An 18,683-nucleotide genomic window follows, 5' to 3' on the forward strand; every position below is an offset into this window, starting at 1 on the left:
ATAGAAGAAGAGAAAAAAAGGTAGTTGACCAAAAGGCAGTAGAAAAGGGAATGAATCTTATTATAAATAGCATAAAGAGTCTTTATTCTAGTGTAAAATCGAACTTGGAACAGCTAGATTGGCGAACTAAACGTGGTATTATTAAAGCATTAATAGAACAAATTAACATTGGTCGTGATCAGGTAGAAGTAGCATTTCGGATCGAAGAACCAGCGTAGGATGGAGAAATTTTTAATTTGCAACATTGTACTGAACGTCATAAAATTGAAGCTATTTTATTTAACTTCGCAATCTCTGCAGCAGATTAAAATGGCAAGAAAACTCGTATTTGGCGTACTATTGTTTAATTTTTTGCACTATGTGCATCGTATGTCTTTATAAAATTTCTAGGTTTTTACCTACATAAGCTGAGTCGCGGTTATTAAGTGTTTAAAACATAAAAAAAACGCCAATGTTTTAAAATAGATATTAACCGGGGCTTCTTTTGCCTTTTTTTCCATTTGGTAAGTTTCTTAATGTTTGTAGCTAAACGACAACCGTCATCCCGCTGCTTGTTAGCGGCTAAGAGATACCACGAATGAATCGCAGTATGACGGTTAAGCATCCTGCTACTTGTTAGCGGCTAAGAGATACCGCGGCGGTATGAAGGTTTGCGGCAGCATGACGATAAGCTCGTCATCCCGCTACTTGGATGACAGCAGATCACCTCTTCACAAAAATTTTATCAGTAATACGCATATCAATAATACTCCAATCGCTGAAAGTAAAATCAGTTGTATTGTGTAAGTGGTTTAAATAGTCCCATGCACTAGAAGGGTTATCTTCAGGCAGTTTCACTGTGGAATCGTTATCAAATATGATATTCCATCTTCTATTCCCTATATAAGCAAAAGAAGAAATGTGGTCACTTAATTGAGTTTTACTCTCTAACACATCTCTAACAAATTCTAGGTTTGATAACGAGTTTTGTCCTGTAATTACAACAAGATCATCTACTGGATAGTCATCTACGATCACTTTGCCTTCGAAATCAATTACCGAGGTTTTGTTATTATCTTTCCAGAGAGCAAACGGTTTATGCTCATCTATATTAATATGTAGGGTATTGGGCAAAATTCTGTGAACTCCTACGTATTTTATCCATCTGCTTACGGATTGTATGTTACTGGCAAGTTTTGAAAGTGATATATACATGATAGGTTGCGTTCTATCTGTCAAACTTAGAATATCCTTTTTGTTTGTAAATTTATTGCCGCTCACGACTACTTCGTCGATTGAAAATCCACTACTGAGTAATAAACTAGATAGGCAGTCATTATACCAAGTAAAGTAGTAATTAAATCGATTTATTATTTTATCAAGTGAGCTGTAGAGCATTAGCGTAAGAAAAAGTGCTGTGATAATAACCAAGGCACACTTACGCAAAAAACTCCTTTGGCTTCTAGTAATACTGCTCAACATGACTTAAATCCCTAATATTTTTGTGCTGCAAACTATCTTCAATAATAATTTTAACTAATTCATTAAAATTGATTCCTTTTGCCAATTTTGCAATTTCTGGCACTAACGATAACTCAGTAAAGCCAGGATGTGTATTAATCTCAAGCATTTTTAAAGTGTTATTTTTGGGATTATAACGGAAATCTGAGCGGGAAATAGTTTTACAGCCTAAAAATTGATGAATTTTCAGTGCGTGTTCCAAGGTCATTTTATATATATTGTCAGGAATTTCAGCAGGAAATATATGTTCTGCAAATCCATCTGTATACTTTGCTTCATAATCATAGAATTTATTTTTTTGTCGTATTTCCATAGTGCCAATTGCTTCATCTAGCAATACAGCAGTATGTAACTCTATTCCTGGGACATATTCTTCTATGATCATCAAGTCTCTTGTCATAGAGGTAGCTGACACTGGTTCTTTTTTCTGGATTCCAGTGTCAGCTACTTGAATGACATCAAGTATGATAGCGTCATTTTTAAATTTTAAATGGTCTTCATATGAGGAAACAATATGCACTCCGATGCTAGAACCTTCGTTAATTGGTTTTAAGACGTACGGATAATCGATTTTAATATTATTTTTTAGTAGATCTTCTTGGCTAATTACATAACCTTTTGGAGTGTCGATACTAAGGGATCGAAATATATGCTTTGACATCACTTTATTCATAGCAACAGCAGAAGCCATAACTCCTGAGTGTGTATATTTTATACCTAAGATTTCCAATAAACCTTGAATGCAACCATCTTCACCATAAGGTCCATGCAGAGCGATAAAAGTAAGGCCCGGATTAATTTTTTTAAGCTTTTCAGCAATGTTGCTGTCAACATCTATTTCTATTGCATTATATGAAAGGCTATCAAGTGCCTTCTTTACTGCTTTTCCGCTCATAAGCGACACTTCTCTCTCGCAAGAAAATCCACCACTTAAAATTGCTATAGTTGGAATCATGAGCATTCTATATAATTTTTATGCTAACGTCTGCATTTTAAGTTATAATATGGACTTACGCACATATTTTCTATATAAATTATACCTACTCTACCATGTCTTTTAGACTGCGTACAGGTTTTCATACATGTTAAATCCTTAAAAGTTAAAATTTACTCCCACTTCCGGCCCATGAAGGTAACCACGACTTAACAGACCTCTCTCTAAGTAATAGCCAACAGAAAGACTTGCTTTTGGAGAAATTGGAAAGTCAACACCAGAACTTATCCGGTATGCAAGATTATAATCAGAAAAGCCTGAAGATAATATTCCAAGATTAGCATTAATGTATGGAGCAATACCTATATCTTTAATATCATAATGGTAGCGTAAACCCGACAAAATTCCTATTCTCGTTTCTCCTGCTGCTAGACTTGAAAATGAAAATATAGGCCCAATTGAAACTTGGGTGCTGTTTGTATAGTGATAGCCAAGAGCATAAGCAAAGCTTAAAAATCTGGTGCTGCCATGTGTTGTCACAGTATAAAAGATTTTATCTTCTTCAATAGAATCAACTCCAAAACACGCCCCTGACAAAGAAATAGCAGGTAACATAGCTATTAAGGTGAGCAATTTTTTCATTTCTTCCTCTCAAATATTGGTACGTGTATGTATACATATATAAATGTTAAGAATAATACAACAACACAGAACACGGTAGTGATAAAGAAGTTGTAATTTAGCAGTAAGTATTATTAATAACTTAAATAATACAGCCATTTTCAGCAACCAAAAACAACAACCCTGAAATACAAAAAGTTTCTTTTCCTTCAGTAGCATTATTCTAAATTTTCATCAAAATAAGTTGTTTTATCCTTTTTTTCCTTATACTCTTCTGCAGTATAGAGAGGTTGCTTTTTAGCTGTGATATTTGGCCATTTTTGTGAGTATTCTACATTTATATCGTAAAATAACTTGAAAGTTTTTTGTTCGCTGCTCAGCAACTCTTCATCTAGTTCTAAAATATCTTTTATGGAATCATCAGTTACAATTGCATCTACTGGACACTCAGGTATGCACACTCCGCAATCAATACATTCATCTGGGTTAATCACGAGCATGTTTTTACCTTCATAGAAGCAGTCAACGGGACATACTTCCACACAGTCCGTATATTTACATTTTATGCATTTATCTGTAACAAAATGCGTCATAAAACACTGTATATTTGTATTATCTTGGGTACACTAAATTGATAAGAAATTCAAGCCTTTTATGAAGATAAATAAATTGAACAATAAAGAATTAGAAGTATGGTTAAGCTTGGCTAGAACTATAGGACCAATAAAGTTTTTTAGTATACTAAGAACACATGGATCGCTAGATGAGGTGCTAAAATATCTCAATAGGGTGGCTAATAATAAGGTGTATGGCATTCAAGATGCACGAGAAGAAATCAATAATGCAGAAAGAATTGGAGCTAAAATTATACCCGCATGTGACCCAGATTACCCTGATCTTTTAAGAAATATCTCTAGTTGTCCTCCTATAATAACTGCGTTTGGTAATATATCATTATTAAGCCGTGAGATAATTGCAATAATCGGTGGGCGCAACTCTTCGATGAATGGAAGAAATTTTGCCAGTAAACTAGCACTTGATTTAAGCGAAGCTGGTTTTGTTATCGTTTCTGGACTTGCAAAAGGAATTGATACCGCAGTAAACAGTGTAATATACAAAAATCATCCCACTATTGCTGTTACAGCAAGCGGAATTGATGTGGTGTATCCAAAAGAGAATTTTGATCTATACAAAAAAATCACTGGGAACGGTGGTTTAGTAATTACTGAGCTTCCATTTGCTACTAAACCAAAGCCTCAGTATTTTCCTCAAAGGAATCGAATTATATCTGGTCTATCGCTGGGTGTTGTAGTGATTGAAGCATCGAAACGTTCTGGCTCTCTGATAACAGCAGATTTTGCTTTAAATCAAGGTAGAGAGGTATTTGCAGTTTCTGGTTTCCCTTTAGATTCACGCTGTAGTGGTAGTAATTATTTAATTAAAAACGGTGCTAAGCTTATCGAGTCCGCTGATGACATAATAGAAAGTGTTAGGTTTAGTTTACCTCCGCAGCAAAAAAAACCTATTTGATGTTGAGCACCATTCTGTTAACCAAAAACAAGAAAAATTACAACAGGCAAAATCTGTTATAGTTGATCATATTAACTCTGTACCTGTTGATATAGATGAACTGATATTAGCAAGCGGACTTTCTGCCAACATAGCTCTAATAGCTCTTTTAGAACTAGAGTTGGAAAACAAAATAGAGCGTTCACCGGGGAATAAAATATCGTTAATTTTCTAGATTACTTTAGCTATAAGCCCACAACCGTACGAACATTGTGATTTGAGTCCACCAAGAAAGATGTCATTCCAGCGCGTGACGGTGGAATGGCTTTGTTGCATCACACTTTATGAGATGGTGATTTATGGTAAATTCATGTAACTATCTCAAATTTAGCCATACCAATATCAGTGAATTTATTAAGCAAATAGCATTTGATTAGCAGTTCTTTTTCTCGATTTATCTCAGATTTATTCCTAAAACTAAATCCGAATATTTGCTTTAATCTTGAGAAAAACCCTTCAATATAAGATCTTTTCCCATAATTTACTTCTTTTTTCCATTCTTTCATGCCATCTTCACCGTATAATTTTATTAACGTAATAGCAGCATTCCTGTCAGACATATAATCTATTTCTGGATGTTCTGCCGCATTGTTTATTGGTGGAATTTTTGTCTTTATATCATATTCGTTACACAACTTATAAAACTTGTGCCTATCACATGCTCTATCTGCATATAGTGCTTTTATGGCATGCTGAAAATCAACTTCTTTTAGCAAATCACAAGCTCCATAGTGATCAGAGTAGACACCGTTACTGTATTTTACAGCTATGGCTTTTTTGTTGTTTATATTCAACATTACGTGCAATTTTCTCGTTTTCTCATAGCCACGATATTTTCTGTCAGTGCTATTTTCCTTGCTGTGTGTTGTTGTATATACTAATTCCTGTACTGTCTATAGCAATTTCGATATCTTCCATATTATTTTTATCAATTCTGCAATCATTTATCTTAATATTAAGTTTCTTTTGATGCTTGTGAATAGCTGATAACTGCCAAATCTCTTCCTATTTGTTGCAAATACCCTTTTATAAACCCGACTGTTTGTCTTAAACCAATTCTAAAGAAACTGACGATTATATGCACCAAAATCACAACTTTATCACTATAAATATAGTTGCCGCCCTGCATTTTTGGACAATTCTCGTACCAATTTTCTATGGCATCATTGATATAACAAAAAATGCTTCCTCTTTCTTGGAGAAATTTGTTATATTCATGGCAGTTACTGACTCTCATTTTTTGTGGCATATTTTTTCTTCAACAGCTAAATGGCTATTTATAATGAATTTTGTCAGTAACTGCCAGTTCTTTTTACTTGAGCGATGCAACAAAGCCCGCTGGAATCCAGCCTTTATTATGCAGCCACTTGGTTGAAATTAAGTCTTCTGGATCCAAGTAGTCTGGGCACTGGGATGACACCGTCTTGGATGGAAATCAGTGTCAGCTACTTAGATGACACCACCTTTGTATGGAAACCAGTGTCCCTCTGACAACCGTCATCTCGCTACGTGTTAGCGGATACCGTGACGTTATGACGAGGGAGTACGCGTTAGCGGAATCTGCTGAGACGCCCGTGATAGCCCTATTCCTATAGTGAGTAATTCCCTTTTATCTACTTTTAGAATTGATAAGAGAAAACTTTTTTTCAACTTGTTGTATGATTTTATAAAAGTGATCGAAATCTAAGCTTGCACTGCCAATTAAAACTCCTGATAAATTTGAAATATTTAACAAATTTTCTATATTTTCTGAACTGACTGAACCACCATATGTAATGTGTTTTTTACCAGTACACAATTTTATTACCTCTATCACCTCAGCAATTGCATCATTATTTGGCACATGACCTGTGCCTATTGCCCATATTGGCTCATATGCTACGGTATATTCACCGTGTGTTGGCAAACGGTTTTTGCATTGATATTCTATTACTTCTTTTGTTTTTTCATTCTTATAATCTTCTGAATTTTCACCTACACAGATAATTGGGTGTAAGCCTGATTCTATTGCTATTTCCGACTTAAGTTTTATTTCACTATCTGTTTCGTTAGCCCTTTCAGAATGCCCAAGTATTACGTAAGTACACCCTAATTCCTTTAACATTTCTGCGCTAATTTCACCTGTGTAAGAACCAGATTTTTTATAATGGCAATTCTGTGCTCCTATATTAATATTATCACTCAACTCTATACTGTCTGAAAATGCGGTAAATGGTAGACAAATCACTAGTCTAGAAGTAATCTCATTGTTCTTGTTATTAAGTTTGCCTATAAAGTCAACAAATGAAGACCGTGTTCCATTCATCTTCCAATTTGCTACTATTAAAAAGGACATCAACTTTACTTATATGAGCGAGAGTGCCGGCTGTCGGACTTGAACTGACAACCTACTGATTACAAGTCAGTTGCTCTACCAATTGAGCTAAGCCGGCGTTAAACACATTAATAATATACAATTATCAATGGATTTTAGTCAACTGATTTTTAAAATACTGTATAATGAAAATAATATGAGAAAATTTTTACTGAAGCCAAAAAAGAGTCTAGGGCAAAATTTTATTTTATCGAGTGAGATAATAAAAAGAATAGTCGTTTTAGCTGGCAATCTAGAGAATTTTAACGTCATTGAGATTGGTCCTGGATATGGTGCATTAACAAGGGAAATATTGGTGCATAATCCAAAGTCTCTACTTTCTATAGAAAAAGATAGAGATTTAGTAAAACACCATGACCAACTGCTAAATGAGCATCAAGGAAAGTATAGAATTATAGAAGCGGATGCACTGCATGTTATAGAAGAAGAGCTGATAGAGCGCCCAGTCAAAGTTATTGCTAACTTGCCTTACAATATCTCGGTAGTGTTATTTTTAAAGTGGTTAAATAATATAAAATTTTTTACGAACTTGACATTAATGTTTCAAAAAGAGGTAGCAGATCGCATTACGGCAAGACCCAATTCTAAAGATTATGGTTCCTTATCAGTGCTAAGCCAGTTACTATGTGATATAAAAAAGGAATTTGATATTGAACCTAAAGAGTTTTTTCCAAGGCCAAAAGTACATTCTTCAGTAATTACAGTAAATCCTTTGCCTACCCCAAAGTTTGCAGTAAATTTGGAAACCTTAACAAGATTAACACGTGCCGTTTTTGCTCAAAGAAGAAAGATGCTGAGAAATAGCTTGCAAAATATAACGAACCACGCTGAAACTGTCCTTGAAAACGCTAAATTGAGTGGAAACGAACGTTCAGAAAACTTAACTATTGAGCAGTTTTGTTTGCTGGCAAATAATGTAGAATGCTTATTTTGCAAAAGCCCTATTGCAATTTAATTAATTGGCGTATAAGCTTTAAATAAAGCCTATGAAAAAAATGGAAGCTTGTTATTCGTTTGACGATATACTTCTTTTGCCAGCCTATTCTAATATATTCCCTTGCAATGCAGATACAAAAACTTATTTAACAAATAATATAGAACTAAATATCCCTCTCATATCCTCTGCAATGGATACTGTTACTGAATCGGGCTTTGCAATAGCTATTGCCCAACATGGAGGGATAGGTTGCATACATAAGAATTTATCAATAGATGAACAAGTTTTAGAAGTAAGAAGGGTGAAAAAATATGAAAGTTGGATCGTGTATAACCCAATTACGATTTCACCGGATAAAACAGTTGCGGAAGCAATTTCATTAATGAGAGAGCACAATTATTCTGGCATTCCTGTAGTCGATCAACTCAAGTTAGTTGGAATTTTAACTAACCGAGATGTGAGGTTTATTGAAGACCAGAACATGAATGTAAAAGTTTCCGAAGTGATGACAAAAGATAAGTTAGTGACAGTGCGGGAGCAGGGAGTGAATAGTGCCTCAGCAATGAAATTGTTGCATGAAAATAGAATAGAAAAGCTTTTGGTCGTAGATGAAAATTCTTGTTGTATAGGTTTAATTACGGTTAAAGACATTGAAAAATACAATAGATACCCAAATTCATGTAAAGACAGTAAAGGGCGGCTCAGAGTTGCCGCTGCAATTGGCACTGGTAAAAAAGATGGTATAGAAAGATGTGAAGCTTTGATCGGAGAAGAAGTTGATGTAGTTGTTGTGGATACTGCTCACGGTTATTCCGAAAACGTTATCAATACCATTAGGGAAATAAAAAAGATGTATCCTAATATGCAATTAATTGGCGGAAACATTGCAACAAAGGAGGCTGCTGAAGCGTTGATTAATGCGGGCGTTGATGCAGTGAAGGTCGGAATAGGACCAGGATCAATCTGTACAACCAGAATAGTTACAGGTGTTGGTGTGCCACAATTCTCTGCAATCAAGAATGTTGCAGAGGCGTGTAGAGCAAGAAACGTCAGACTAATTGCTGATGGTGGGGTAAAATACTCAGGAGATGTTGCAAAAGCTATTGCAGCTGGTGCTGACTCTGTGATGATTGGTTCGATTTTTGCTGGCACTGACGAAAGCCCAGGTGAGATTATCATGTATAAGGGCAGAGCATATAAAGGCTATCGAGGAATGGGATCTATTAGTGCAATGAAACGAGGTTCAGCTAGCCGTTATTTTCAAGATAAAGATTCAAAACTAAAATTAGTTCCACAAGGAGTGGAAGGAAGAGTTCCATTCAAAGGTCCAGCTTCAGGAGTAATCCATCAGTTGATTGGCGGATTGCAAGCTGCAATGGGGTATACTGGTAATAGGAATATAGAAGAGATGAAAAAAAATTGTAAATTTGTTACTATTACTGCATCAGGATTAAGAGAGAGTCATGCTCATGATGTAGTCATTACACAAGAAGCTCCAAATTACGCTTATCAAGCGTCCAATTTGTCAACCGATTCAGAGTAGTGACCGTTTATTATTTTGCACCCCAGTCTTTTTCAAATATTACTAGCCCTTGGTCAGTAAGTGGGTGATTAATTAATTGTCTAAGTACTTTTGCTGGCACAGTAATTGAATCAGCACCAAGCCTTGCAGCTTCTATTACATGTGCTGGGCTTCTCACTGATGCAACAAGAACTTTAGTATCAAAACCGTAATTAGAATATATAGTACATATATCTTCTATTAGCGATAAGCCATCATAGCTTATATCATCAAGGCGACCAACAAAGGGAGAAATAAAACAAGCACCGGCCTTAGCGGCAAGCAGTGCTTGTCCAGGAGAAAAACATAATGTGATGTTAACAGGTATTTTATGCTCTGTCCACAACTTTTTACAAGAAATTAATCCTTCATATGTAAGGGGCAATTTTACCACAACATTATCAGCGATTTTCGCTAACTTAAGGCCTTCTTTAACCATATCTGCATGGTTATTTGCAACAACTTCAACACTAACAGGCCCCTTGATAATAGAGCATATTTCACGCACTAAATCCTCGTATTTATCTTTACGCCCGGACTTTGCTATTAAAGAAGGATTAGTTGTTATGCCGTCAATGAACTCCTTTAGTTCTTTAATTTCATTTAAATCAACGCTATCAAGAAAAATTTCCATATTAATCTCCCATAAAAAAAATACCCTTGCAAAATCTTGTCATCCAAACGCCCTCCTTTGTCATCCAAGTAGCTGACACTGGGATCCATCTTTTTTTTATTATGAACATATATGCTCCTAGAATCTATTACCCATTGCATAATTTACAAATATTTTTACACCTAGATCCCAGTGTCACGCACTGGGATGACAAAGATGAATACTGGGATGACAGGGAAGAGAATACTGAATGACAGAAAAAAAAGCACTTGGATGACAAGAAAGTAATAACCGACTTTTTGCCTAAAATAACTAAGAAAGAAATTTCTCATCAAGATAACTTAAATATATACTAATTCTCTTATTTTTAAACGATTTCTCATCATGAATTGCACGATCAAAAACCTGAATTTGACTTGTTATAATGCTACAATTATTATTTGCAACTTCTAATACGCCACTATCAATTACAACCTTCTTTTCTGTTTGGTTACTCATTTTAACAGTAATCATACCAGGCAATAAATAAATTAAGTAAGGAGCATGGTGAGCTAAAATCATAAGCTCCCCTTCGAGCCCAGTTACTGAAAGAGAAACCACTCCAGTGAATGAAATTTGATCATCAGGAGAGAAAAATTGCACTTTAAAAGTATTCATAATCTTTAACTTTTATTTAGCTTCAGCTTGTATTAATTCAGCCTTTTTTATTGCTTCATCTATATTCCCCACCATATAAAAAGCAGCCTCTGGTAAGTGATCATATTTACCTTCAACAATCTCTTTAAAACTGGAAACAGTATCAGAAAGTGAAACAAATTTACCAGGCATACCAGTAAATATTTCTGCAACGTGAAAAGGTTGAGAAAGAAATTTCTGAATCTTACGAGCCCTATCAACAATAATTTTATCTTCATCAGATAGCTCATCCATACCAAGTATTGCGATAATATCCTGCAGTGATTTATAAGTTTGCAATATACGTTTCACCTCAGAAGCTACCTTATAATGTTCTTCACCAATGATTTCAGCAGATAAAGACTGAGAAGTTGAATCAAGTGGATCAACAGCAGGGTATATTCCCATTTCAGCTATTTGCCTTGACAACACTGTGGTGGCATCAAGATGAGAGAATGTAGTTGCTGGGGCTGGATCAGTTAAATCGTCCGCAGGAACATATATAGCTTGCACAGAAGTAATAGAGCCAGAAGTTGTTGAAGCTATTCTTTCTTGCATTGCACCCATATCAGTTGCAAGGGTTGGCTGATAACCAACAGCTGACGGTATTCTTCCAAGTAAAGCAGAAATTTCAGAACCAGCTTGTGTAAAACGGAAGATATTATCCACAAAAAATAGAACATCTTGGTTTTCACGGTCACGAAAATACTCTGCCATAGTAAGTGCTGTTAAAGCAACTCTAGCCCTTGCTCCAGGAGGCTCATTCATCTGACCATAAACCAAAACAGCTTGAGATTTTTCATGCTCATTTATATTTATTACATTTGAAGTGATCATCTCGTGATAAAGATCGTTACCTTCACGCGTTCTCTCCCCTACCCCGGCAAACACAGAAAATCCTTTATGAGCTTTTGCTATATTATTAATTAATTCCATTATCAGGACTGTTTTACCAACACCGGCTCCACCAAATAAGCCAATTTTTCCTCCTTTAAGATAAGGTGCAAGAAGATCTATAACTTTTATTCCCGTAACTAAAACTTCTTCCTGTATTCTCTGTTCAGTAAAACTTGGAGGTGCTCTATGTATAGGCTCTAAGTTATATTTTCCCTTCAGTGGACCACACTCATCTATAAGCTCTCCAACAACATTAAAAATCCTTCCTAAAGTTGAACGCCCAACCGGAACTGATATTGGTGCGCCTGTATCAACAAATTCATCCCCCCTTGACATGCCATCTGTGCTATCCATAGCAATACAACGAACTATATTGTCACCTATATGCTGCGAAACTTCTAAAACCAGCTCCTTATCCTTATATTTTAGTTTGCTTTTTAAAGCATTAAATATTTTAGGCAATTCACCTTCAAATTTTATATCAACAACTGCTTGAGTTACCTTAATCGCTCTACCTATATTCATCTCTTTATTTTTATCACCCAACACTATAATTCCATAAAAGAACTTCTAAAGAAAATAAATCTTATATTATTAATAGAAATTTTGCAACATTAAAACGCTTACTAGTTATGCTTCATTACAAACAATGCAAATGCATTTAATAGCCAAGTAATAATAAACAATACTAAACTAAGCGCATAAGCAGCAAGAGTTTGTACACTATTGAAATCCTGATCTCCGGTAAGTAATGTAGCGATCTGCACGGTAATGGTAGTAACTGAATTAAGAGGGTTAAAAGTCAAATTTGCGTTGATTCCCACAGCCATTAGCACAATCATTGTTTCACCTATCACTCTTGAAATTGACAATAAAATTGCACTTAAAATTGTAGGCATTGCATAAGGTATTGTTATATGCCATATAGTTTCCGCTGGAGTTGCGCCAAGTGCCATGAAGCCATAACGCAAGCTTTTTGGAACAGATCTTATGGCATCTTCGAGTAAAGAAATAATAAAAGGAAGAATCATTATCCCAATCGACAAACCAGCAACTAAGGCACTTTCTGAGTGTATACTTAAACCAAAAAAATTTGCTACCTGCTTTATAAAGAAAGACAAGAACACAACCGCAAAATATCCATATACAACCGTAGGAATAGCAGATAAAACTTGCAAAGTTGTATTAACAATATAACGCACTTTCTCACTCGCATATTCACTAATATATATTGCAGAAAATAAACCAAGCGGAACGACAACTAACATTGCTATAATAGTTATAAGTAATGTACCTACTAAAAGCGGCGCTATACCAAAACATCCTATCTTCTCTTCATTGACAGTGACTACATTGTGGCCCCATTTCAAGCAAAACAAGAATTCTGAAATAGCTACTTTATTAAAAAAATCAATGGATTGAATAAAAATAGATAGCATTATAAATAAAGTGATAAAAAATGATATGGCCAAAGCCACAAATAACGAAAGTTTTATTATCTTATTTCTTTTATTTTTAAAGATAAAAGCAAGCATGAAAAAAAGTAACGCTATAGAAATAAAAGTTACAAAACAATTATTATAGAGTACTAACAACCAAGTTAGCATCCATACACAACTAAGATATAGATAAGATTTAACCTTATTTACTTCTTGAAACCTACTAAAACAAAATAAAAGGATTAGTAGGACAGGTATGACTATCACCGAATTCATTTTCCCATGCATCAAATTTTATTCTACGAAAATGTCATACAAGTTCACCATCATTTGACAATAAAGTAAAACAATTTAAAATAAATAATTATATTAATATAAAAACAATGAAGAGAACATTTCAACCAAAAAATTTGATAAGAAAGCGCAGACATGGATTTCGTTCACGTATGGCAACAAGAGCTGGAAGAAAAATCCTTAATAGGCGCCGTTCATTAGGGTGTAACAAATTATGCGCATAGTAAGTATAAAAAAAAAGATTTTTCCTTTGCTTTCAAAAATAAGTTAGAACTCAGCAGTCTTTTTTATCGTGGGCTTTATATATCACTCTACGCTATAAAAGAAAGAGAACCTGAAAAGTACACTCATACTATTAGAGTAGGTCTGGCTATCAGTAAAAAAGCCGGAAAAGTAGCAAAAAGAAATAAAATAAAAAGGCAATTACGAATGCTTGCTAAAATTAGCATTTTAAATATAAGCAATATAGGGCATTACTACATAATACTAACTCATAGAAACATTATGCAAGCAAATTATAAAAACTTACAAAAAGATCTAACTATTTGCTTAAAAAAGATAAAATAAAAAAAAATCTCAATTAAGGTATTTACAACTATATTTTTTATGATAACATAAGTAAAATTTTTAAAATAAATTAACGGGTGTGGGTGTTTAATGGTAGAGAGTAGAAAAGAACAAGATAAAAATCTCAATATAAATACAAATAATGTTAAAGAAGATTTTTATGAATATAAAGAATCTAATTATCGTACACAATGGGAATTAGCATTTGAGCAAAGTCGATACTTAGAGCAGAATAAGAATAAGCCTAGACCACAATTATTAGACTTGAATATAGAAGCGACTTCTCGTAATAAAAGAATTATTAAAAGGCGATAAAAAGAAATTTTTATAAACTTGGCGGCGACTTACTCTCCCTTTTCAAGTACCATCAGCGCTAAAAAGTTTCACTTCCGAGTTCGAGATGAGATCGGGTGGTTCATTTTTGCTATAGCCACCAAGTCAATAAAAATTTCTAACTTAACAATTTTAACTTAATATTTAACACTGCATACACACATATAGAAAGCAAATAAATCAATCAGGCTATTAGTACTAGTTAGCTTCACATGTTACCATGCTTCCACACCTAGCCTATCAACGTGGTAGTCTTCCACGGCCTTAATTGGGAAATCTTTTTGAAGAGGGTTTCTTGCTTATATGCTTTCAGCAATTATCCCATCTATACATAGCCACCCAGCGATGCTATTGGCATAACAGCTGGTACACCAGAGGTATATCCATCTCGGTCCTCTCGTACTAGAGTCAGACCTTCTCAAATTTCCTTCACCCACGGCAGATAGAAACCGAACTGTCTCACGACGTTCTAAACCCAACTCACGTATCACTTTAATCGGCGAACAGCCGAACCCTTGGGACCTTCTTCAGCCCCAGGATGTGATGAGTCGACATCGAGGTGCCAAACGGTGTCGTCGCTATGAACGCTCGAACACCATCAGCCTGTTATCCCCGGCGTACCTTTTATCCGTTGAGCGATGACCCTTCCATACAGAATCACCGGATCACTATGACCGACTTTCGTCTCTGCTTGGCTTGTCAGCCTCGCAGTCAGGCAAGCTTATGCCATTATACTATCAAGCTGATTTCCGACCAGCTCTAGCTTACCTTCGCACGCCTCCGTTACTTTTTAGGAGGCGACCGCCCCAGTCAAACTACCCACCATACAATGTCCTAGTTCCAGATAATGAAACATAGTTAGATATCAAAAGTGTAAAGGGTGGTATCTCAAGGTTGACTCCATTATAGCTAGCGCCATAACTTCAAAGTCTCCCACCTATCCTGCACATCACACTTTTAATAGCAATGTAAAGCTATAGTAAAGGTGCACGGGGTCTCTTCGTCTAACCGCGGGTACCCCGCATCTGCACGGGGAATTCAATTTCGCTGAAGTGATGTTGGAGACAGTGGAGAAATCGTTACGCCATTCGTGCGGGTCGGAACTTACCCGACAAGGAATTTCGCTACCTTAGGACCGTCAGTGTTACGGCCGCCGTTTACTGGGGCTTCAATTTAGAGCTTGCACCCCTCCTATTAACCTTCCAGCACCGGGCAGGCGTCAGACCCTATACTTCCACTTACGTGTTTGCAGAGTCCTGTGTTTTTAGTAAACAGTCGCTACTCCCTATTTTGTGCCACCTGCTCATAGTTGCCTAAAAGCAGGTTACCCTTCTTCCGAAGTTACAGGTATAATTTGCCGAGTTCCTTCAACATCATTCTTTCAACACCTTAGTATACTCTACTCATCCACCAGTGTCGGTTTGCGGTACGGCCTCATAAATATAAGTGCTATTTCCTGGAGCTTCTTTTAAGCATAGATCAATCCAATAAGATCTATACAAATACAAAACCCGTCACACTTAAGAGGTTTAGGAATATTAACCTAATTGCCATCGACTACTCCTTTACGGACTCGCCTTAGGAACCGACTAACCCTACGCAGATTAACTTAACGATAGGAACCCTTAGATTTTTGGTGAGAGTGTTTTTCACACTCTTTTACGCTACTTATGTCAGCATTCTCACTTCCGATATCTCCAGCAGTTTTCACAAACCACCTTCACAGACTTACGGAACGCTCCGCTACCGCGCCTATTGATCGAAATCAATAAGCACTCACATCTTCGGTATACAGCTTTAGCCCCGGTACATTTTCGGCGCAGAAAAACTTATTTAGACAAGTGAGCTGTTACGCTTTCTTTAAAGGATGGCTGCTTCCAAGCCAACCTCCTAGCTGTAATGGTTTTTCTACTTCCTTCCCCACTTAGCTGTAATTTTGGGACCTTAGATAGTGATCTGGGTTGTTTCCCTTTCCACCACGGACTTAGCACCCGTAGTGTGCCTGCTGTATAATTAATTGTTGGTATTCGGAGTTTAGTTAGATTTGGTAAGACGGTGAATCCCCCTAGTCTATCCAGTGCTCTACCCCCAACAACATACATACAACGCTCTACCTAAATAGATTTCGCGGAGAACCAGCTATTTCCAAGTTTGATTGGCCTTTCACCCCTAATCACAACTCATCCAATAATGTTGCAACATTAACTGGTTCGATCCTCCAGTGTGTTTTACCACACCTTCAATCTGGTCATGACTAGATCACTTGGCTTCGGGTCTAATCCATAAAACTAAAACGCCCTATTCAGACTTGCTTTCGCTACGCCTACACCTAACGGCTTAAGCTTGCTTCATAGATTAACTCGCTGACCCATTATGCAAAAGGTACGCTGTCACTCTAAATATCAATAAATTGATATAGAGCTCCAACTGTTTGTAAGCACTTGATTTCAGATTCTATTTCACTCCCCTCCCGGGGTTCTTTTCACCTTTCCCTCACGGTACTTGTTCACTATCGGTCGTTAAGGAGTATTTAGGCTTGGAGGATGGTCCCCCCATATTCAAACAGGATTTCACGTGCCCCGCTCTACTCAAGGATTTAAAAACTTTCTACTTATACAGGACTATCACCTTCTATGGTTACTATTTCCAGAGTATTCTAATTCTTATTCTTAAATCACTAGCCTTTTCCGCTTTCGCTCGTCACTACTAACAGAATCTCGGTTGATTTCTTTTCCTTTGGCTACTTAGATATTTCAGTTCACCAAGTTTGCTTTACATACTTAGTATGTAATAACTAGCCAAGCTAGTTGGGTTTCCCCATTCGGAAATCTGCGGATCAAAATTTGTTGACAATTCCCCACAGCTTATCGCAGCCTGCCACGTCCTTCATCGCCTCTTAACGCCAAGGCATCCATCAAGTGCTCTTAATAATTTATTTATCCGACTATATGCAGAATATGCAGAGTTAAATATTATTAAAATTGAATTGAGATTAAATTAATCTCTACCATAAAACTTGTCAAACATCTAAAAACTAAATTAATCTTTTATATATTATAATCTAATAAATAATATGTCAACGCCTTTTTGCACAAAACATTTACTTATATTATCAACAACAATATACTAGCAATCCTAAACAGTACAATCTGAGAAATATGCGGTAAACTTATATATACAGTAAAAATTAATGAAAAAGATATTTTGTAAGATAAAATGTGTTAAAATCAATTGCCTAAAAATGATAATGAACATTCGGAGTATTTCTCATGTATGAAAAGTAATCTCTCTTTTATAAAAAACGTTGCTTTAAATTGTATGTCTAAGCTCATTGGTGTATTAAATATTAAGAAAGTAAAACACTTCATTGTGAATAAATATAATACTTTTCATAAAGAAATGACAGTGCTTCTTAAAAAATCTAAGAACCTGTTAAATACCAACATTGAAATTGGTTTATATCACTTTTATAAAGGTAGCATATCAGATGCAAAGTTACGATTTTGGTTAATTAGCATATTTTACCCCCATTTACCCATAGTCTGGTATAACATCGGAAGGTGTCATTTTGCGGTAGGGAATACTAATAAAGCTTATAATTATTTAACACAGACACTAAAATTAGATAGTGATTACGAGGAGGCATCTTACTATATAAAAAAAATGACAAACTCAGCGCCTATTACAGAATTGCCAAAAAACCTCATAAGACAATATTTTGATTACACAGGTGAATATTTTGTTGAGCATTGGTTGATTGCTAAACAGTATAGAGGGCATGAACTTGTACACATGATAATTACAAAAATCTTCAACAACCCCACTTCTGAGCTCAATATACTTGACCTTGGTTGTGGGACTGGAATATGTGGTCATTTCTTGAAAATAAATAGTACTGGAAGCCACATAACAGGAATTGACATTTCAAGTAGAATGCTAAATATCGCAAGAGGATGCTTTATAAAAGGTAAGCCTGTTTACAATGAATTAATACATATGGAAATGAAAGAGTTTCTTAAACAAAAGAAAAACCAGCAGTATGATGTAATTATCTTTGCTGAAGTGCTACATTATCTACATGACTTTCAAGAAGAATTGGAATTAGCAAAAAGATCTACGAGCAAAAAAGGGGTTATTATATGTTTAATAAGAAGAAAGGAAGGTGAAGGTATTGACTTTGTAAACAAAGGAGACTATTTCCGTCACTCAGAAAGTTATGTTCAACATGTTGCAAAAAAAATAAATATGCAGATAAGTTATATGAGTTACTGTAAAATATATGGCAGTCAGGTTGACGGTATCTTGTTTGCATTACAGCATCAACAAGAAAATCCGAAAAACCTAACTTAAAAATCGCTCAAAGTGGCTT

General features: G+C 35.6%; 17 protein-coding genes, 1 tRNA gene, 2 rRNA genes and 2 pseudogenes. 8 read left to right on the forward strand and 14 right to left on the reverse strand.

The window, feature by feature from the left end; all coding sequences use genetic code 11:
* Positions 1 to 50 precede the first annotated feature (50 nt).
* Positions 51 to 218: a hypothetical protein gene (locus tag AAGD91_RS04575; protein ID WP_341820783.1), complete on the forward strand. Its 168-nt coding sequence runs from the start codon at positions 51 to 53 to the stop codon at positions 216 to 218.
* Between the two features lie 484 nt (positions 219 to 702).
* Here the strand turns inward: AAGD91_RS04575 and AAGD91_RS04580 are convergent, their stop codons facing one another.
* The 4 genes from AAGD91_RS04580 to AAGD91_RS04595 form a co-directional block, all read right to left on the reverse strand.
* The gene (locus tag AAGD91_RS04580; protein ID WP_341820784.1) at positions 703 to 1,461 is read right to left on the reverse strand and encodes a cell division protein FtsQ/DivIB; all 759 of its coding nucleotides are present in this window, start codon (positions 1,459 to 1,461) and stop codon (positions 703 to 705) included.
* The gene (locus AAGD91_RS04585; RefSeq protein ID WP_341820785.1) at positions 1,442 to 2,461 is read right to left on the reverse strand and encodes a D-alanine--D-alanine ligase; all 1,020 of its coding nucleotides are present in this window, start codon (positions 2,459 to 2,461) and stop codon (positions 1,442 to 1,444) included. Before AAGD91_RS04585 ends, AAGD91_RS04580 begins: the two co-directional genes overlap by 20 nt.
* Before the next feature lie 132 nt (positions 2,462 to 2,593).
* Positions 2,594 to 3,076, reverse strand: a complete 483-nt coding sequence (locus AAGD91_RS04590) for a hypothetical protein (protein WP_341820786.1) — start codon at positions 3,074 to 3,076, stop codon at positions 2,594 to 2,596.
* A 197-nt stretch (positions 3,077 to 3,273) separates the two neighbouring features.
* Positions 3,274 to 3,648 (reverse strand): ferredoxin family protein, encoded by a 375-nt coding sequence (locus AAGD91_RS04595; protein WP_096617230.1) that lies wholly within the window; start codon positions 3,646 to 3,648, stop codon positions 3,274 to 3,276.
* Positions 3,649 to 3,709: 61 nt separating this feature from the next.
* Here AAGD91_RS04595 and dprA point away from each other — a divergent pair.
* A pseudogene (gene dprA, locus AAGD91_RS04600) lies at positions 3,710 to 4,799 on the forward strand (DNA-processing protein DprA).
* A 133-nt stretch (positions 4,800 to 4,932) separates the two neighbouring features.
* Here the strand turns inward: dprA and AAGD91_RS04605 are convergent.
* The 4 genes from AAGD91_RS04605 to AAGD91_RS04620 all read right to left on the reverse strand — a co-directional run bounded on the left by AAGD91_RS04605 (position 4,933) and on the right by AAGD91_RS04620 (position 7,056).
* Entirely contained in the window at positions 4,933 to 5,421 is a 489-nt protein-coding gene (locus AAGD91_RS04605; protein ID WP_341820774.1) for a transposase, read from the reverse strand.
* A 158-nt stretch (positions 5,422 to 5,579) separates the two neighbouring features.
* Positions 5,580 to 5,873 carry a transposase gene (locus AAGD91_RS04610; RefSeq protein ID WP_253309376.1) on the reverse strand — a complete coding sequence of 98 codons (294 nt, stop codon included), beginning with the start codon at positions 5,871 to 5,873 and terminating at the stop codon, positions 5,580 to 5,582.
* A 360-nt stretch (positions 5,874 to 6,233) separates the two neighbouring features.
* On the reverse strand, positions 6,234 to 6,959 hold the full coding sequence (locus AAGD91_RS04615; protein ID WP_341820787.1) for a triosephosphate isomerase: 726 nt from the start codon (positions 6,957 to 6,959) through the stop codon (positions 6,234 to 6,236).
* Positions 6,960 to 6,983: 24 nt separating this feature from the next.
* Positions 6,984 to 7,056, reverse strand: a tRNA-Thr gene (locus AAGD91_RS04620).
* 78 nt (positions 7,057 to 7,134) lie between these two features.
* Here AAGD91_RS04620 and rsmA point away from each other — a divergent pair.
* Both rsmA and guaB read left to right on the forward strand, forming a co-directional pair.
* Entirely contained in the window at positions 7,135 to 7,953 is an 819-nt protein-coding gene (gene rsmA / locus AAGD91_RS04625) for a 16S rRNA (adenine(1518)-N(6)/adenine(1519)-N(6))-dimethyltransferase RsmA (RefSeq protein WP_341820788.1), read from the forward strand.
* 31 nt (positions 7,954 to 7,984) lie between these two features.
* Positions 7,985 to 9,478 (forward strand): IMP dehydrogenase, encoded by a 1,494-nt coding sequence (gene guaB, locus AAGD91_RS04630; protein ID WP_341820789.1) that lies wholly within the window; start codon positions 7,985 to 7,987, stop codon positions 9,476 to 9,478.
* A 10-nt stretch (positions 9,479 to 9,488) separates the two neighbouring features.
* Here guaB and fsa read toward each other — a convergent pair whose 3' ends face one another.
* From fsa to pstC, 4 genes are all read right to left on the reverse strand, one after another.
* Positions 9,489 to 10,130, reverse strand: a complete 642-nt coding sequence (gene fsa, locus AAGD91_RS04635; protein ID WP_341820790.1) for a fructose-6-phosphate aldolase — start codon at positions 10,128 to 10,130, stop codon at positions 9,489 to 9,491.
* Positions 10,131 to 10,421: 291 nt separating this feature from the next.
* A complete protein-coding gene (locus tag AAGD91_RS04640) occupies positions 10,422 to 10,766 on the reverse strand; it encodes a F0F1 ATP synthase subunit epsilon (protein WP_341820791.1) in 345 nt (114 codons plus the stop codon).
* 12 nt (positions 10,767 to 10,778) lie between these two features.
* Entirely contained in the window at positions 10,779 to 12,206 is a 1,428-nt protein-coding gene (gene atpD, locus AAGD91_RS04645) for a F0F1 ATP synthase subunit beta (RefSeq protein ID WP_253309946.1), read from the reverse strand.
* Positions 12,207 to 12,307: 101 nt separating this feature from the next.
* Positions 12,308 to 13,396 (reverse strand): phosphate ABC transporter permease subunit PstC, encoded by a 1,089-nt coding sequence (pstC, locus tag AAGD91_RS04650; protein WP_341821516.1) that lies wholly within the window; start codon positions 13,394 to 13,396, stop codon positions 12,308 to 12,310.
* 107 nt (positions 13,397 to 13,503) lie between these two features.
* Between pstC and rpmH the strand changes: the two genes are divergently transcribed.
* The 3 genes and pseudogenes from rpmH to AAGD91_RS04665 all read left to right on the forward strand — a co-directional run bounded on the left by rpmH (position 13,504) and on the right by AAGD91_RS04665 (position 14,296).
* Positions 13,504 to 13,638, forward strand: coding sequence for a 50S ribosomal protein L34 (rpmH, locus tag AAGD91_RS04655; RefSeq protein WP_006279898.1), 135 nt, complete (start codon positions 13,504 to 13,506; stop codon positions 13,636 to 13,638).
* Positions 13,639 to 13,705: 67 nt separating this feature from the next.
* A pseudogene (rnpA, locus tag AAGD91_RS04660) lies at positions 13,706 to 13,981 on the forward strand (ribonuclease P protein component); the annotation flags it as partial.
* 90 nt (positions 13,982 to 14,071) lie between these two features.
* Complete coding sequence (locus tag AAGD91_RS04665; RefSeq protein WP_253309152.1) at positions 14,072 to 14,296, forward strand: hypothetical protein; 225 nt, start codon at positions 14,072 to 14,074, stop codon at positions 14,294 to 14,296.
* Between the two features lie 16 nt (positions 14,297 to 14,312).
* Here the strand turns inward: AAGD91_RS04665 and rrf are convergent.
* Together rrf and AAGD91_RS04675 are read right to left on the reverse strand one after the other, a co-directional pair.
* Positions 14,313 to 14,419, reverse strand: a 5S ribosomal RNA gene (gene rrf / locus AAGD91_RS04670).
* A 66-nt stretch (positions 14,420 to 14,485) separates the two neighbouring features.
* Positions 14,486 to 17,252, reverse strand: a 23S ribosomal RNA gene (locus tag AAGD91_RS04675).
* 335 nt (positions 17,253 to 17,587) lie between these two features.
* Here AAGD91_RS04675 and AAGD91_RS04680 point away from each other — a divergent pair.
* Positions 17,588 to 18,664 carry a methyltransferase domain-containing protein gene (locus tag AAGD91_RS04680; protein WP_341820792.1) on the forward strand — a complete coding sequence of 359 codons (1,077 nt, stop codon included), beginning with the start codon at positions 17,588 to 17,590 and terminating at the stop codon, positions 18,662 to 18,664.
* Positions 18,665 to 18,683 lie beyond the last annotated feature (19 nt).

Origin of the sequence: Wolbachia endosymbiont (group A) of Myopa testacea (assembly GCF_964027115.1) — a bacterium.
Lineage (GTDB): Bacteria > Pseudomonadota > Alphaproteobacteria > Rickettsiales > Anaplasmataceae > Wolbachia.

What these genes read in the sequence shown, in the direction of transcription:
- rsmA (WP_341820788.1), top strand. Translation starts at nt 7,135, where the DNA reads ATGAGAAAATTTTTACTGAAGCCAAAAAAGAGTCTAGGGCAAAATTTT.
- fsa (WP_341820790.1), bottom strand. Translation starts at nt 10,130, where the DNA reads ATGGAAATTTTTCTTGATAGCGTTGATTTAAATGAAATTAAAGAACTA.
- AAGD91_RS04680 (WP_341820792.1), top strand. Translation starts at nt 17,588, where the DNA reads ATGAAAAGTAATCTCTCTTTTATAAAAAACGTTGCTTTAAATTGTATG.
- atpD (WP_253309946.1), bottom strand. Translation starts at nt 12,206, where the DNA reads ATGAATATAGGTAGAGCGATTAAGGTAACTCAAGCAGTTGTTGATATA.
- rpmH (WP_006279898.1), top strand. Translation starts at nt 13,504, where the DNA reads ATGAAGAGAACATTTCAACCAAAAAATTTGATAAGAAAGCGCAGACAT.
- guaB (WP_341820789.1), top strand. Translation starts at nt 7,985, where the DNA reads ATGAAAAAAATGGAAGCTTGTTATTCGTTTGACGATATACTTCTTTTG.
- AAGD91_RS04585 (WP_341820785.1), bottom strand. Translation starts at nt 2,461, where the DNA reads ATGCTCATGATTCCAACTATAGCAATTTTAAGTGGTGGATTTTCTTGC.
- AAGD91_RS04615 (WP_341820787.1), bottom strand. Translation starts at nt 6,959, where the DNA reads ATGTCCTTTTTAATAGTAGCAAATTGGAAGATGAATGGAACACGGTCT.
- pstC (WP_341821516.1), bottom strand. Translation starts at nt 13,396, where the DNA reads ATGAATTCGGTGATAGTCATACCTGTCCTACTAATCCTTTTATTTTGT.
- AAGD91_RS04640 (WP_341820791.1), bottom strand. Translation starts at nt 10,766, where the DNA reads ATGAATACTTTTAAAGTGCAATTTTTCTCTCCTGATGATCAAATTTCA.
- AAGD91_RS04580 (WP_341820784.1), bottom strand. Translation starts at nt 1,461, where the DNA reads ATGTTGAGCAGTATTACTAGAAGCCAAAGGAGTTTTTTGCGTAAGTGT.
- AAGD91_RS04605 (WP_341820774.1), bottom strand. Translation starts at nt 5,421, where the DNA reads ATGTTGAATATAAACAACAAAAAAGCCATAGCTGTAAAATACAGTAAC.
- AAGD91_RS04575 (WP_341820783.1), top strand. Translation starts at nt 51, where the DNA reads ATGAATCTTATTATAAATAGCATAAAGAGTCTTTATTCTAGTGTAAAA.
- AAGD91_RS04610 (WP_253309376.1), bottom strand. Translation starts at nt 5,873, where the DNA reads ATGCCACAAAAAATGAGAGTCAGTAACTGCCATGAATATAACAAATTT.
- AAGD91_RS04665 (WP_253309152.1), top strand. Translation starts at nt 14,072, where the DNA reads ATGGTAGAGAGTAGAAAAGAACAAGATAAAAATCTCAATATAAATACA.
- AAGD91_RS04590 (WP_341820786.1), bottom strand. Translation starts at nt 3,076, where the DNA reads ATGAAAAAATTGCTCACCTTAATAGCTATGTTACCTGCTATTTCTTTG.
- AAGD91_RS04595 (WP_096617230.1), bottom strand. Translation starts at nt 3,648, where the DNA reads ATGACGCATTTTGTTACAGATAAATGCATAAAATGTAAATATACGGAC.